12 protein-coding genes are annotated in these 13,984 nt (G+C 72.6%); 3 read left to right on the forward strand and 9 right to left on the reverse strand.

The genetic code is table 11. The annotated features are described in order from the left end of the window. Window positions 1-10 precede the first annotated feature (10 nt). Both FHR82_RS41935 and FHR82_RS41940 read right to left on the reverse strand, forming a co-directional pair. A complete protein-coding gene (locus FHR82_RS41935; RefSeq protein ID WP_221464974.1) occupies window positions 11-1,375 on the reverse strand; it encodes a UDP-N-acetylmuramoyl-tripeptide--D-alanyl-D-alanine ligase in 1,365 nt (454 codons plus the stop codon). A gap of 5 nt (window positions 1,376-1,380) precedes the next feature. Further along, window positions 1,381-2,349: a D-alanine--D-alanine ligase family protein gene (locus tag FHR82_RS41940; protein ID WP_184816321.1), complete on the reverse strand. Its 969-nt coding sequence runs from the start codon at window positions 2,347-2,349 to the stop codon at window positions 1,381-1,383. A 138-nt stretch (window positions 2,350-2,487) separates the two neighbouring features. Between FHR82_RS41940 and FHR82_RS41945 the strand changes: the two genes are divergently transcribed. Then, window positions 2,488-3,180, forward strand: a complete 693-nt coding sequence (locus FHR82_RS41945; RefSeq protein WP_184816271.1) for an aspartate/glutamate racemase family protein — start codon at window positions 2,488-2,490, stop codon at window positions 3,178-3,180. 5 nt (window positions 3,181-3,185) lie between these two features. Here FHR82_RS41945 and FHR82_RS41950 read toward each other — a convergent pair whose 3' ends face one another. The 5 genes from FHR82_RS41950 to FHR82_RS41965 all read right to left on the reverse strand — a co-directional run bounded on the left by FHR82_RS41950 (window position 3,186) and on the right by FHR82_RS41965 (window position 8,847). Beyond that, window positions 3,186-5,135 carry an AAA family ATPase gene (locus tag FHR82_RS41950; RefSeq protein ID WP_184816272.1) on the reverse strand — a complete coding sequence of 650 codons (1,950 nt, stop codon included), beginning with the start codon at window positions 5,133-5,135 and terminating at the stop codon, window positions 3,186-3,188. Next, a complete protein-coding gene (locus FHR82_RS46990; RefSeq protein WP_260418197.1) occupies window positions 5,116-5,247 on the reverse strand; it encodes a hypothetical protein in 132 nt (43 codons plus the stop codon). Before FHR82_RS46990 ends, FHR82_RS41950 begins: the two co-directional genes overlap by 20 nt. A 77-nt stretch (window positions 5,248-5,324) precedes the next feature. Further along, complete coding sequence (locus FHR82_RS41955; protein ID WP_311771542.1) at window positions 5,325-6,200, reverse strand: nucleotide sugar dehydrogenase; 876 nt, start codon at window positions 6,198-6,200, stop codon at window positions 5,325-5,327. Beyond that, on the reverse strand, window positions 6,197-6,622 hold the full coding sequence (locus FHR82_RS41960) for a hypothetical protein (RefSeq protein WP_311771543.1): 426 nt from the start codon (window positions 6,620-6,622) through the stop codon (window positions 6,197-6,199). Before FHR82_RS41960 ends, FHR82_RS41955 begins: the two co-directional genes overlap by 4 nt. Before the next feature lie 95 nt (window positions 6,623-6,717). Then, the gene (locus FHR82_RS41965) at window positions 6,718-8,847 is read right to left on the reverse strand and encodes a hypothetical protein (protein ID WP_184816273.1); all 2,130 of its coding nucleotides are present in this window, start codon (window positions 8,845-8,847) and stop codon (window positions 6,718-6,720) included. Between the two features lie 163 nt (window positions 8,848-9,010). On the opposite strand from FHR82_RS41965, the gene FHR82_RS41970 reads away from it, so the two are divergent. Together FHR82_RS41970 and FHR82_RS41975 are read left to right on the forward strand one after the other, a co-directional pair. After that, a complete protein-coding gene (locus FHR82_RS41970; RefSeq protein WP_311771544.1) occupies window positions 9,011-9,781 on the forward strand; it encodes a bestrophin-like domain in 771 nt (256 codons plus the stop codon). Window positions 9,782-9,957: 176 nt separating this feature from the next. Beyond that, entirely contained in the window at window positions 9,958-10,923 is a 966-nt protein-coding gene (locus FHR82_RS41975; protein ID WP_184816274.1) for an acyl-CoA desaturase, read from the forward strand. Between the two features lie 32 nt (window positions 10,924-10,955). On the opposite strand, the gene FHR82_RS41980 is transcribed toward FHR82_RS41975, so the two are convergent. Together FHR82_RS41980 and FHR82_RS41985 are read right to left on the reverse strand one after the other, a co-directional pair. Beyond that, entirely contained in the window at window positions 10,956-12,872 is a 1,917-nt protein-coding gene (locus FHR82_RS41980; protein ID WP_184816275.1) for a YehQ family protein, read from the reverse strand. Then, entirely contained in the window at window positions 12,869-13,972 is a 1,104-nt protein-coding gene (locus tag FHR82_RS41985; RefSeq protein WP_184816276.1) for a VWA domain-containing protein, read from the reverse strand. Before FHR82_RS41985 ends, FHR82_RS41980 begins: the two co-directional genes overlap by 4 nt. Between the last annotated feature and the right edge of the window lie 12 nt (window positions 13,973-13,984).

The raw sequence follows: 13,984 nt of genomic DNA on the forward strand, positions 1-13,984 counted from the left end.
GCCAGTGCTCTCAGCGCGCGGACAGCGCACGCGCACAGGCACCCAGCCCGTACTCGCTGGACGCCTTGACGAACACCACGTCTCCTGGCGCGATCAGCGCGGTGGCCACCCTGGTGGCTCCGGCCACGTCCTCGGCCGTGTGCACCGCGACCCGCGAGCCGGACGCCGCCCGCGCCATGGCCAGTGGATCGCCGTCGCCGACCGCGATCAGCACGTCGATGCCGAGGTCGGCCACCAGCCTGCCCACCTGCTCGTGCCGGGCCAGCGACGCGTCGGCCTGCTGCCCCATCGCACCGAGCACCGCGATGGTGCGGCGGTCACCGGCCAGCGCGCTGAACGCGTGCAGCCCGGCTCGCATGGATTCCGGGTTGGCGTTGTAGGCGTCGTTGATGACGGTGACGCCGTCCGGCCGGTCGGTGATCTCGAAGCGGCCCGACGAGCGGCGCGTTGCCGCGTTCAGCCCGGCGGCGATCTCGTCGGCGGACAACCCCAGCGTGGTGGCGGCCGCGGCGGCGCCCAGCGCGTTGGCCACCTGGTGCTCGCCGATGAGGTCGAGTGCGACCCGGGCCCGGCCCGACGGCGTCACCAGGTCGAACGAGGGCCGGGCCCCGTCGCCGAGGCACACCTCCTCGGCCCGCACCCCGGCGCCCGGCGACCTGCCGTACAACAGGACCCGCGCTGTGGTGCGCGCCGCCATGGCCACGACATACGGGTCGTCCGCGTTGAGCAGCGCGTGCCCGTCCGGCGGCAGGGCCGCCACCAGCTCGCCCTTGGCCTCGGCCACGTCCGCCAGCCCGCCGCCCATGCGCGACACGTGCGCGGCGCCGACGTTGAGCACCAGGCTCACCTGCGGCGGCGCGATCCCGGTCAGGTACGTCAGGTCACCCTTCCTGCCCGCGCCCATCTCCAGCACCAGATACCGGGTCCCGGCATCGGCCCGCAGCACGGTGAGCGGCAGCCCGAGCTCGTTGTTGAACGAGCGGTCGGTCGAGACCGTCGGCGCGTACCGTTCGAGTACCTGGGCCAGGAGGTCCTTGGTCGTGGTCTTGCCCACGGAGCCGGTCAGGGCGATCACCGTGCAGTCGAGGCGTTCGAGTACGTGCCTGGCCAGCACGCCGAGTGCCGCCTGCACGTCCGCCACCACGATCGCGGGCACCCCGACCGGGCGGGCGGCCAGCACGGCCACGGCGCCGTCGGCGACCGCCTTGGCCGCGTAGTCGTGACCGTCGACGCGGGCGCCGACCGTCGCCGCGAACAGGCCGCCGGGCACCACCTCGCGCGAGTCGACCGCCGACGGCCCCGTCACCGGCGCGGCCGGGTCGGGCACGCCGTCCAGGCTCGCGTCCAGGACGCGGGCGATCTCGGCCAGCGTCATCGGGATCACGCGCCGCTCCTCGCGAGCCCCAGGTCGATGAGACGGCTCAGCAGGTCCGGGTACGAGAGCCCGCCTGCCTCCCAGCCTCTGGCGTAGACGGAACGAGCGGTGAAGCCGGGCATCGTGTTGATCTCCAGTACGTACAGGCGGCCCGTGTGCTCCTCGTAGAGGAAGTCGACCCGTGCCAGGCCGTAACCGCCGATCGCCCGGTAGGCGTGCAGGGACAGCGCCCGCACCTCGTCGGCGATCGCTTCGGGCAGCGGGGCGGGCACGGTGGCGAGCTCGTGGTCGCTGAGGTATTTGCCCTCGTAGTCGAGCCAGTCGCCGCGGACGTTGAGCTCGACGGCGACCGAGGCAGCCGGGGTGTCGTGGTCGCCGAGCACTCCGCAGGTCAGCTCGCGGGCGATGACGCCCTGCTCGACGACGACCACCCGGTCGTGGCGGAAGGCCGTCTCGACGCCCGTGTGCAGTTCCGCCATGGAGGTGACGCGGGAGATGCCGATGGAGGAGCCCATGTTGGCCGGTTTGACGTACAGCGGCCAGTCGAGGGACTTCACGAGGCCCGCGCGGTCGGTCGTGGTGTGCCAGTCGTGCTCGGTGAACCAGACGTGCGGGGTCATCGGGATGCCTTCTGCCCGGAACGCCCGCCGCATCGCGGTCTTGTCCATCGCCACGGCCGAGGCCAGGACGCCGCAACCCACGTACGGCAGGCCCAGCGCCTCCAGGTGTCCCTGAACGACACCGTCCTCGCCGAACGGGCCGTGCAGCACGGGGAAGACGATGTCGATCTCGCTGTCCACCACGCCTCTGCGCAGCTCCAGCGACCACCTGCCCTGCCGGTCGATGACGACGAGGACGGGGTCGTACCGCTCCCTCGGCAGTGCGTCGAGCACCGCCTGCGCGGACTGGAGCGACACCTCGTGCTCGGCAGATGGCCCGCCTGCCAGCACGGCCACGCGCAGGCGTTCAGTCATGATCACCCGGGAAGTGTCGGCGGTCCGGCTGATCGGTTGCCAGCGCATTCACTGCTCAATTTCTGGTCATTCCACGAGCAGTACTCGGGCAGTTTTTGGTCTGCGAAACGAACAGCGTCCCCGCCTAACCTGCCGGCCATGCGCACTATCGGGCTCATCGGCGGGTTGAGCTGGGAATCGACGGTCATCTACTACCAGATCATCAACCAGCGGGTGCGTGAGCGCCTCGGCGGCAGCCATTCCGCCAACAGCCTGATCTGGTCGGTCGACTACACGACCGTCGAGGACCTCATCTTCGCGGGCCGGTGGGGCGAGGTGGGCGAGCTGCTCGCGGGCGCTGGCGCCCGGCTGGAGGCCATGGGCGCCGAACTGCTCCTCGTCTGCAGCAACACCTTCAGCCGGGTGAACGACGAGGTGGAGCGGGCGGCGAGCGTGCCGGTGCTGCACATCGCCGACGCCGTGGGCGCCGAGGTCAGCGCCAGGGGGATGCGCAAGGTGGGTCTGCTGGGCACCCGCTTCACCATGGAGGAGTCCTTCTACTCCGACCGGCTGGCCGGGCACGGCTTCGAGGTGGTGGTCCCCGGGCGCGACGAGCGCGAGCTGGTCCACCGGGTGATCTTCGACGAGCTGGTGCGCGGGGTGCTGTCGCCATCGTCCAGGGACGCGTTCGTGCGGACGATCGCGGGCCTGGCCGCCCGGGGCGCCGAGGCCGTCATACTCGGCTGCACGGAGATCGAGCTGCTGATCACCGACAAGGACACCGCCATCCCGTTGCTGCCGAGCGCGCGGCTGCACGCGGAAGCGGCAGCCGCCTTCGCCCTGGTCCGCTGACCGCCTCAGGTCGACCCGTGCACCTCGCGGCGCCACAGGTCGTCGGCTATGCGTTCGACGCCGGCGATCAGGTGACGGCGGTAGGTGCTGAAGGACAGACCGAGACGCTCGGCGGCGGCCTCCTGGGTGGGGGCGCCGCGCAGGTAGGTGACGTCGAGGGCGCGATGCGGCTTGCCGGCCCGCGGATCCCGGCCCAGGTCGCGGATGCCGTCCTCGAGCAGCTCGCGCAGGGCGTCGGCGGGGTCGGCCCGGCCGGCGAGCAGCCTGCTGCGGGTGAGGGGGTTGGCGGCCAGCTCCCCGGATTTCGACAGGTGACGCAGCGCCTTGCGGACGGCGTCGGTGAACTCCTCCTGCGACAGCACCACCAGCTCCGGTTCGTGCCTCTCCGGGGCCTCCTGCGCGCCTGCCGACAACAGCCGGTCGAGCCAGACCCGCGCAGGCACCGTCCGCCAGTCGTGGGCGGGCAGGAACCGACCGCCTGCGGGGTCGTCACCGCGGCCGGCCATGAACGACCAGGCCAGGCGTTCCGAGCGCAGGATCCAGCCCACGGCCCGCCACCGGATCAGGGTCATCACCGGCGACCTGCCGAACTGGTGCTCGCGCACCCAGGTCCGGTAGACGGCCAGGTGTTCGCCGCGCCGCAGCGGAGCGCCGGCGCGGGCGTCGGCCCAGGCCGAGGCGACGACCGGGTCCGCATGCGCCTCCGTCTCCGACTCCAGGCGGAGCCAGGCGCCCGCGCCCGCCAGTTCGCCGTTCGCGGTGTACCGGTAGAGGCGGAACGCCTGCGGCTGCCTGGTCATCCAGTGGGAGACGGTGGCCACCTCGTCCCACTCGGTGGCCAGGCGCAGCAGGTCCTCGGCGTCCTCGGGGCGGAAGACGTCCTCGACGATCTCACCCGCACCGCGCCAGGCGTGCGGCGCCGGTGCCCGGCTTTCGTCGCGGTGCAGGTAGAACAGCGAGCCGACGGCCCAGAGCACGTCCGCGTCGGCCGCGGCGTGGATCTGCTGTGTGAGGTGGGCCTTGACGCGCCGGTGCAGGTCGGCGTACCCCCGCGGGTCGCGCCAGCGCAGGTCGGCTTCGACGATCTCGCGCACGACGTCGTGCGGGTACAACCCGAGCGGGCTCGACTCGACGAACGGCAGCCGCCGCAGCCAGGAGAACAGCGCCGCCGCGTCCTCGTCGGGCAGCACCGCCCGCAGCACCTCCTGCGTGGACCGGTACGTGTGCGCGCAGACCTCCAGTGCGTGCCGGTGCGCCGGGCTGGGCACGTCACCGACGAGCTGGTCGAGCAGGGTGGCGACCACGTCGTGGGTGGGCGCCCAGCGGGCGCCCGCGGCGCTGTCGCCGGTCGCCGCCGCGGCCCCGAGCGACAGGGCGAGCGGGTGCCCGCCTGCGAAGGCGAGCAGCGGATCACGCATTTCACCGGCCACGCCGCGGGAGTCCAGCAGTGCGCCGGCGTCCATGGGTTCCAGGTCGCCCAGCCCGATGACCTGCACCATGCCGGCCCAGCCCGGGTCGGCCCGCCACGTCATGTCCGGGGGTGTGCGCCCGGCCACCACGACCAGCGCACCGACCGGCAGCGCCGGCAGGAACCGCTCGCGAAGCCAGCTCTCCAGGTGGTGGATGCGCTCGAAGCTGTCGATCAGCAGCACCGCGCGTTCGCCGGCGAGCACCGACCCGGTCGCGGCGATGACGGCCGCCGGGGACGGGTCGAGCACCCGCGCGTCCAGCGTCAGCACGGTGCGACCGGCCTCCGCGGCCCGCTGGGCGACGCAGCTCAGCAGCGCCGACTTGCCGACGCCGCCGGGGCCGTGCACGAACAGCACCCTGCCGCCGCCACCGCACAGCGCCTCGTCGAAGGCAGCGAGCTCCTCCTTCCGTCCGACGAAGGCACGCAGCCGCGCGGCCTGGAGACGTCCTTCCCAGCGTCCCTCTTCACCTCGCGTGCAGGCCACTGCGGATCTCCGAGGTCGTCACCACGGCCGGCAGGAGCACGGCGAGCACCGGCGCGACCTCGGCGAACAGCCGGTCACGGGGCCGGAGCGGGATGGCGCGTGGTCCGTTCATGACGACCACGATCGGCGCTGAATGTGCGTGCGCCGTCCGCCGTGTGTAACGGTTTCTCGACAGAGGCGGTTGCCCTGTCAGCCAGAGGTGCGGCCGGTCGACGCGGTGGCGGACCGGCTTCGCGACGCGCGCTCACCTACGGGGATGTCGGCGCCGCGGTCCATGACCCGGGAACTCCTGCCCGAAGGAGGGTGCGCCGCCGTCGCGAGCGTCGTCAGGGTCGCGCGGCAGACCTTTCCCGTGGGGCCCAAGGGAAGTTCGGGGAGGAGCAGGAGGCGTTCCGGTAGTTTGGCCGGTTCCAGGTCGCGGCGGTAGGTGTTCTCGAGCAGCTTGGCGAGCTCGGCCTCCCGCGTGCCCCGCGCGACCACCACGGTGTCGACGAACCGGCCGTAGAAAGCGGCGCAGTACTTGGCGCACAACGGGGTGTGCCCGCCGACGACCTTCGGGGTGTTGCCCAGGCCGAACCGCTCGTTGCCCGGGTCGATCCGTTCGGGCGCGAACGCGAGGTAGAAGTCCTCGCCCGCCCGCAGCCCGCTCTCCCGTTCGAGGATCGGCAGCACGACCTCCTCGGTCGTGCCGGGGTGGCTGGTCGACTCCACCACGACGAGCGTGCCGGTTCGCAGGTGCGCACCGACGGTTCTGCTCGCCGCCCGGAGCGGACCGAGGTCAGGGGTCCGATCGGCGGTGAGCCCGGTGGGTACGCAGATCACCACGGTCTCGGCGGACGCGATCACCGACGGGGCTGTGCCCGCGGCGAACCCGAGGAGGCGCAGTTCGGCGATGTCTTCGTCGGACACGCCCGCCACGTGGGAACGCGCGGCGGCGAGCGTGTCGACGACCGAGGGGTCGACGTCCAGTCCCGCGGTGCGCAGGCCCGCCCGGCACGCCCGGAGGGCGAGCGGGATGCCCACGTACCCGAGGCCGACCACGAGCAGTTCGTGCTCGGCCGTCACCTGACGACCGAGAACGAACCGGAGCCCGGGGCGACGTGCGAGCCGAACCCCGGGGCCACGGTCAACCCGGGCGTGAGGCAGAACGGGTCACCGTAGATCAAGACGTCCTTGTCGGTCTGGTTGATGAGCACGTGCGCGTCGATGGGCAATTTCACGCAGCCATCCGGATCTTCCCATACGGCCACTTCTGTGACTTCCGTCGAGAAGACGATGACTCTCCCCGGTTCGGATTCCGCGGCGGCCGGCACAGCGGTTGCCAAACTGATTGTGGCGGCGATAACCGCGGCCCCGGCGAGGAATTTGTGTTCATGACTCCTCCTCGATTTGTCGGCGCTTCCCGATGTGAATTTAGCAACGCGGTAGCGAGGCGGCAGGAATTCTGCGTCGACTTGCCCGGAAAGTGTGGACTGTGCGGGATTCACTAGTTGTCCGCCGAGAGTGTGGCCACCCTGTGTCGTCGGCACCCGCCGTCCCCCGCACGGTCCCTAACCCAGAGTGCGACTCAAGTAGCGGAGGGTCACCGCACTCGTCGGGCCGCGGACGACAGCCCACCGAGGCTGACCGTCATCACGAGCACACCGAGCACCGCGATGACCGCGGGGGTGAGAGGCGACCGCAGCGGGCCCCCGTCGGCGAGTTCGTGCTCCGGTACCGATGCTGGTGCCGGAACCCGTGCTGGTGCCGGTGTCGCGGGTTCAGGTGCCCGGGACGCGATGTCCGGCAACGGGTTTCCCGGTGCCACCGCCACGGTCGTGGTGCGGTGGACGGCGGCCACCGCACCGGTTGGCCTGCCCGGCAACGCCGGGGTGCCCGACACGACGAGCGCGACGGTCACCGGCCCGTCCACCACCAGCCGGCACGTGTAAACGGTGGCCGCCCCTGGCGCGAGGTCGGGCAGTGGCCGACCGCACTCGGCGGGTTCGCCGGTCACGACGAGGTCGGTGAGCGTGACGTCGCCGGTGTTGCGCACGCGCACGGTCAGTGTCACCACGTCGCCCGGCGCGATCGGGCCCGGCGGTACCGTCACGTCGATGTCCAGGTCGGCGCGCACGATCCGGTACGGCACACCGGTGGTCGCGGTGACCGGGGCGCCGAGCTCGTCGAGTGCGGTGGCCGTCACGGGTGCGGTGGTCGCGGGCGTCAAGCAGTCGGTCGTGGCCGAGGAGCCCGGAATCAGGGTGGCCGCCACCTCGCCCGCGCAGCCGAGACCCGCCAGCCGCACCGAGGACAGTGCCGCGTCGCCGGAGTTGGTGACGACGACCCGGTGGGTCACGACCTCACCGGCCAGCACGACGTCGTGCGGTGTGCCGATCCGCAACGCGAGCGCCGGCCTGATGACGCGGGTGGTCGTGGTGGCCGTCGCCGTGAGCGCACCGCCTGCCGGATCCGTCGCGGCGGCGGACGCCGTCAGCGCGCCGGTGACCGCGGGGCCGGTGCAGGCGACCTCGGCGTGCTCGCCGGGGCCCAGCGGGCCGACGTCCTTCGCGCAGGCCGGGTCGAGCCCGAACGTCACCGAGGTGCCGTGCAGCGGCACGCCGCCGGTGTTGGTGACGACCGCCCGTTGGGTGATCGCCTCGCCCGCGTGGGCGACCGGGCGGTCCACGTCGGTCACCAGCGCGATGCCGGGCAGCGGGACCGACAGTGCGAGCACGTGCAGCAGGTAGTGGTCGGGTCCTGCTGTCGCGACGACGTCGACGCTCGTCACCCCTGGTCGCACGCCGGTCAGTTCGACGGTCTTCGCGTCCACGCTCATGTTGTTGCGGTGCGCGGGAGCGCGGGCGCCGGTCGCGCCGGCCACGAAGAAGTTGTCCTGGCTGCCGGTGCCCGTCGGCTCCGGCCGCGGACTCCCGTTCACCACGAGCGCGTCGCCGCCGATGCCCTGGTCGCCTTCCAGCGCGACCACGCCGAGCCTGGGCGTCCCGCCCGCGATCCGCAGGCCGGGCGGGTGCAGCAGGACGTGCGCGGGCCCGCTGCCCACACTGGCGTGTCCGGTGTGGACGACCACGCGGTGGCGGGGTGCGCCATCGTGCGACCACACCGCGGACATCGACCAGCCGCCCGCGCAGTCGTGGCCCCGGCCGGTCCACACGCCGCCGACGGTCAGCGCGACCGGTCCCGTCGTGGCCGCGAACCGGTCGGTCACGTCCGCGTGCGCGCTGTACCAGCGGTCCGACCTTGGTGGCGCCGCGCCCGCCGTGACCGGGGCGGACAGCGGAGCGGCGGCGCCGGCCACCGACAACACGACCGACGCGGGTGACCCCGGCGGCCAGGTCCCCGTGCGCGCGCACGGACCGGAGCCGTCGGGCAGCGTGCCTGCCCACGACAGCGTCGCGTGCACGATCCGCGCCCCGGCGGGGATGTCGAGCGCCGCCGAGGACGAGGTGACCGTGCGCGGGTCGTCGTCGGTATCCACCCACACCATCGGGTGGTCGTTGTTCAGCGCGCCGCTCCCGGTGTCCTCCGCGGCCCGGCACGCCGTCGCGGCCGCGGGACACGCCGTGACGGTGTTGCCAACGAGCACGAGGTCGCCCGGTACGTCGTCGTCGAACGCGACGGTCCATTCCGGAGCTTCGGGTGCGGCCGGTATCGGCGGGGCGACCAGCGTGAGCAGCGCCGCCACCGCGAGCACCCCGATCGGTCTGCGCACGGAACCTTATCCTTTCGTCGTAAGGACTTCGTACCCTCTCCGGAGCGGACTTCGCGGCACGGTCACCCGATGGAGTCAACTCGTCATCGGCCGCCTTGATGTGGCGACGAGGTGCACTAGCGTCGTTCGTGAACCGGCAGACCCGCTGACCCGAATGTGAACCGTGGCCTTCGACATCGCCGTCTTCTTCGTCCTCCCGCTCCTCCTCGTCATCGTGGTGACCGTCCTGGCCGGACGGCGCGCGCGGGCGCGGAGCGAGGAGTACGACAGCGACTCCGTCTCGTTCGTCGGCGGCGTCCTCTGCGCGATGTTCACCGTCGTGCTGGCGTTCTTCGTCGTGTTCGCGTGGCAGAACGGCGCGGACCTCGACAGCCACGCGACCGCCGAGTCCGATGCCGTGCTCGACACCTACTGGCAGATGGCGGTCGTCCCGCAGCCGGACGCCGACGCCGTCCGGACCCTGCTGAGCCAGTACGCGAGGCAGGTCGCCGACCGCGAATGGCCCGCGCTCACCGACGGACGCGACGAGCCTGAGGTCGCCGACACGATCGTCGCGCTGCGCGCCGCGGTGACCGCCCTGCCGATCGACGCGGAAGTCGTCGCGGAAGCACGGAAACAGGCGCTGCAGAACCTGCGCACGATCGACGAGCACCACCGGGCCCGCGTGGCCATGGCGACCTCCACCGACGCGTTCACGATCGCGCTGCTGGTCGGCACCGCTTTCGGCGCCGTGCTGATGATCGCCTTCCCACTGATCTTCGGGTTGAGCAGGCGCCCGGCCAACCTCGTCCTGATGGTGCTGCTGACCGTGACGCTCAGCGCCACGATGTACGTCTCGTGGCAGCTGATGCACCCCCTGGAGGGCTTCTTCGGCGCGACACCGGACGTCTTCCGCGCGGCACTGGACGAGATGACGGCGCAGTCGGGCACCTGACCGCACGACGGGATGGCGAGACCATCCCGGCAAGGCGTGTCCGCGCCGGTCACCGCCACCTGGACGGTCTTGGCGCCGCATGACACGACCGCGTTTGAGGCGCCCGTTCCGTGTAACCCGAAGTGTGTCCAAGCCCCCAGTGGCCCACGCACATCCGGTTACCGGAGGTACAGCACATGACCACCACTCTCCCTCAGCCCGCGGCGGACAGACGTGACGGACCGGAGCCGATGCTCGCCGGCGAGAAGTCCGACGGGCAGCTGGCGCTGGTGAAGCTGTTCGCGATCGTGCCGCTCCTCGCCCTGGTCGCGGCCGTGCCGTTCGCCTGGGGATGGGGCCTTGGCTGGGTGGATGTCGGCCTCGCCCTGTTCTTCTACACGTTCACCTGCCTCGGCGTGACCGTCGGCTTCCACCGGTACTTCACGCACGGCTCGTTCAAGGCCAAGAGGGGTTTGCGGGTGGCGCTGGCCGTCGTGGGCAGCATGGCGATGCAGGGACCGGTCGTGGGCTGGGTCGCCGACCACCGCCGCCACCACGCCTACGCCGACAAGGAGGGCGACCCGCACTCGCCGTGGTTGTTCGGCACCGGCCCGGTCGCGCTCGCGAAGGGTTTCTGGCACGCGCACATGGGCTGGATGTTCGAACGCGAGCAGACCAACGCCGTCCGTTTCGCGCCCGACCTGCTCGCCGACCGCGACATCCGGCGGGTCGACCGGCTCTTCCCGGTGCTCACCGTCGCCACCCTCGTCGTGCCCGCCGTGCTGGGCGGACTGATCACGATGTCCTGGTGGGGTGCGGTCACCGCGTTCTTCTGGGCCAGCCTGGTCCGGGTTGCGCTGCTGCACCACGTCACCTGGTCGGTCAACTCCATCTGCCACATGATCGGTGACCGGCCCTACGAGGCACGCGACAAGTCGGCCAACTTCTGGCCGCTGGCCATCGCCTCCATGGGCGAGTCCTGGCACAACTCCCACCACGCCGACCCGACCTGCGCCCGGCACGGCGTGCGGCGCGGCCAGCTCGACATCTCGGCACGGCTGATCTGGGTGTTCGAGAAGCTCGGCTGGGTCTACCGGGTCCGCTGGCCCAAACCCGAACGCCTCGCGGCCAAGCTCAAGGCGCCGGCACGCGACCACGCCTGACGGCCTGGGCTCCGTCCCGGCCCCGCGGCGCGTCAGTGCAGTTCGCCGGCGGTGAGGAGGCGGGTCTCGGCGCGTAGCCACGTGACTGGGTCGGCCGGGTTCGTGGACCAGGCGTCGACGGCCTCGGCACAGCGGGTCAGCCCGGTGCGCCTCAGTGCGTCGGCGATCGGGGTGGCCCGGGTGGCGATGGTGGGTGGCAGGCGGGTGAGGCCGCGGTGGGCCGCTTCGGCGAGGAGTGCCATGGCGTTCTCGATCGCGGCGGCCAGCGGGTCGGGATTCGCTTGGCCGGTGGGAGGTGGGACCGCGCCGGTCGGGGTGGCGAGGTCGGGTACGACCACCCCGTCGGCGGTGTGCACGGCATACGGCTCGATGACCAGGCCGCCGTGTGCCCGGCGGATCGCGCCACTCACCTCGACCGGGTCGCGGGCCAGCGCGTCCGCCAGCGCGTCGAGGGCGCCGGGTGCGGCCGCTCGGTGGGTCAGGCTGACCGTCGCGGCGGCGCCGTCGGAGTCCGCCACGACGGCATCGAGTCGTTGCGCGCCCGCGTCGTAGCGGACCTGGCGCACCTCCGTCACCGGCATGACGCGGACCAGTTCGGCCGCGACCCTCGGTCGCACCACCCTCGGCGGCAGGCCGGTCAACTGTGCCAGTGCCTCGGTCACCGAGGGCCGCAGCGCACGCGGCAGCTCTGTCCACGACCCGCCCAGCGGGCTGATGGTCGTGCGGGCCAGTCTGCCCGCACCGAACCGCACCACCCGGCCCGCGCTGCGCACCGCCGCCTCGCTGACCACGTTGCCCGCGGCGAGCGACTCGAGTGTCGTGCCCGCGATCCTGCGGGACGCGATCGCGCCCGTGCGCCCTGCCCAGCGGTGCCGCACGGCCAGCACCGTCTCGGTGCCGGGGTGGGCGAGGAACACCTCGGCGGTGTCCGCGTCCTCGGTGTCGTCCTCGCCGGTGGCGCGACCGACACGGCAGCCCAGCGCCACCAGGCGCACCTGCCGCAGCGGCGTCTCCGCCGGCTCGTCGGTGCCCAGCACCCGCGACGGCGCCCGCCCGGCCGCGTGGTGGCGGGCGTGCAGTTCCGCGATCAGCTCGGCGACCCGCACCGGGTCGTGCTGGGCGGACCGCGTGCCGTAGGCCGTGAGCTGTTCGACCAGTTCCGCGAGCGCCGCGGCCGGCCAGCGCAGGTTCGCGCGCTCGCACGCCGCGTGTTCCCTGCGCAGAGCCGCGACCAGGACCTCGTCGGCGGACACGACGCCGGTGCGCAGCAGCTCACCGGCCGTCGCCGCCACCCCCGCCATCGCCGCCGGGACCGGCTGCCGATCCGCCTGTCCGGTGAGGTCGACGGTCACGTCGTGGTCGTCCGGCTCGTGCGCGTCGGCGTGGCGGCACGCCCACACGGCGACGACGACCAGCGCGTCCCGGGACTCCGCGCGGGCGTCGCAGTCGACGAAACCCAGCTCGCCGGGCACCAGGAAGCGCACCGTTGCCGACGGCGTCTCCACGGTCATGGCCTGCCTGCGCACCCGGGCGGTGAGCCCACCACCCACCATGCGCCGGGCCGCTGTCATGGTGCGGGTACCGAACCGGTCGGTCAGTTCCTCGTCGGTCACCGACCCCGGCCAGCCCGCCGGGACCGCGGCGTCCGGAGTGCCCGGAGTGCCCGCGGTGTCCGGAATGGACGCGTGGTCGCGCTGGTAGGCGAGCACGGCACCGATGCGGTGCCTGCAGATCCCGGGCGCGCCGCACGTGCAGTCCGCCGTGTCCAGGCCGTGGCCGGGTGGCAGCGTCACCTTCGCGCCGTCGGCGAAACTCGCCTCGACCGTGCCGTCGCCGGCCGACGTCACCGGTGGGACGCCGTCGAGGTCGCGGGTGGCGCGTTTGACCAGGCCGCGGTTCGCGAGGCCCGCGAGGGCGTCGGTCGTGAGCGCGAGCAGGTCGGTCCTCACCGGCCGATCCTCTCCGCCACGAACTCGGCCAGGTGGCCCGGCGTCATCGCGCCGACGTGGGCGCCGACGTCGGCGAGCCGTTGCCCGAGAACGCGGTCGTAGTCGGGGTTCGCGGTGTCGTCCAGTGCGGCGAGGCACAGCACGTGGGTGCCCTGCCCGACCAGCCCGGCCACGGTGCGCACCAGCGCGCCGTCGTCCCCGCCCTCGTAGAAGTCGGACACGATGGCGACGATCGCCCGCCTCGGCGCGTCCACGAGGTCCGCGCCGTAGCGGACTGCCCGCGCGATGTCGGTGCCGCCGCCGAGCTGCACCTTCATCAGCAGCTCCACCGGGTCGGTCACGTCTGAGGTCAGGTCGACGACGTTCGTGTCGAACGCGACGAGGTGGGTGCGCAACCCCGGCACGCCCCACAGGCAGGCCGCGGTCACCGCCGAGTGGATCACCGAGTCCACCATCGAGCCCGACTGGTCGACCAGCAGCACCAGCTGCCACGGCTGGGTGTGCCGCCGCCCGCGCGAGGTGAACCGCGGCCGCTCGATCAGCAACCGTTTCTGTTCCGGCTGGTAGTGCGCGAGGTTGGCGCGCACGGTGCCGCGGAAGTCGAAGTCGCGTGCCTGCCGGAAGTTGCTCGGCGTGCGCAGCCGCGTGCCGGTCAGCCCGCGCCGCACCTCGGTCGCCAGGCGGGCCATCAGCTCCCGCACGACCTCGGCGACGATCCGGCGCGCGAGCGCCAGCACGTCGGGGTTCATCAGGTGCTTGGTGCGCAGCACCGCCCGCAGCAGGGCGGGGTTCGGTTCGACCCGCGCCAGCACGTCCGGGTCGGTGACGATCTCGTGGATGTCGTAGCGCTCGACCGCGTCCCGTTCCAGCCGTTCGACGGTTTCCGTGGGGAACAGGCGGTGCACGTCGTCGAGCCAGTCGACCGGCGTGACGGACGAGTCCTCGCTGCCACCTGCGCGCACCCCGCGGCCGGCCAGTTCGGGATCGCGGCCGTACAGCCAGGACAGGGCCGCGTCCATGTCCGCCGCGTCGCCGTCGAGCCCGGTCATGCCCGCCGCGGGTGCGCCGAGCACCAGCCGCCAGCGCTCCAGGTCCGTCATGGGTGCGCTGTC

This window comes from Actinophytocola algeriensis (assembly GCF_014203735.1).
Taxonomy (GTDB): Bacteria; Actinomycetota; Actinomycetes; order Mycobacteriales; family Pseudonocardiaceae; genus Actinophytocola; species Actinophytocola algeriensis.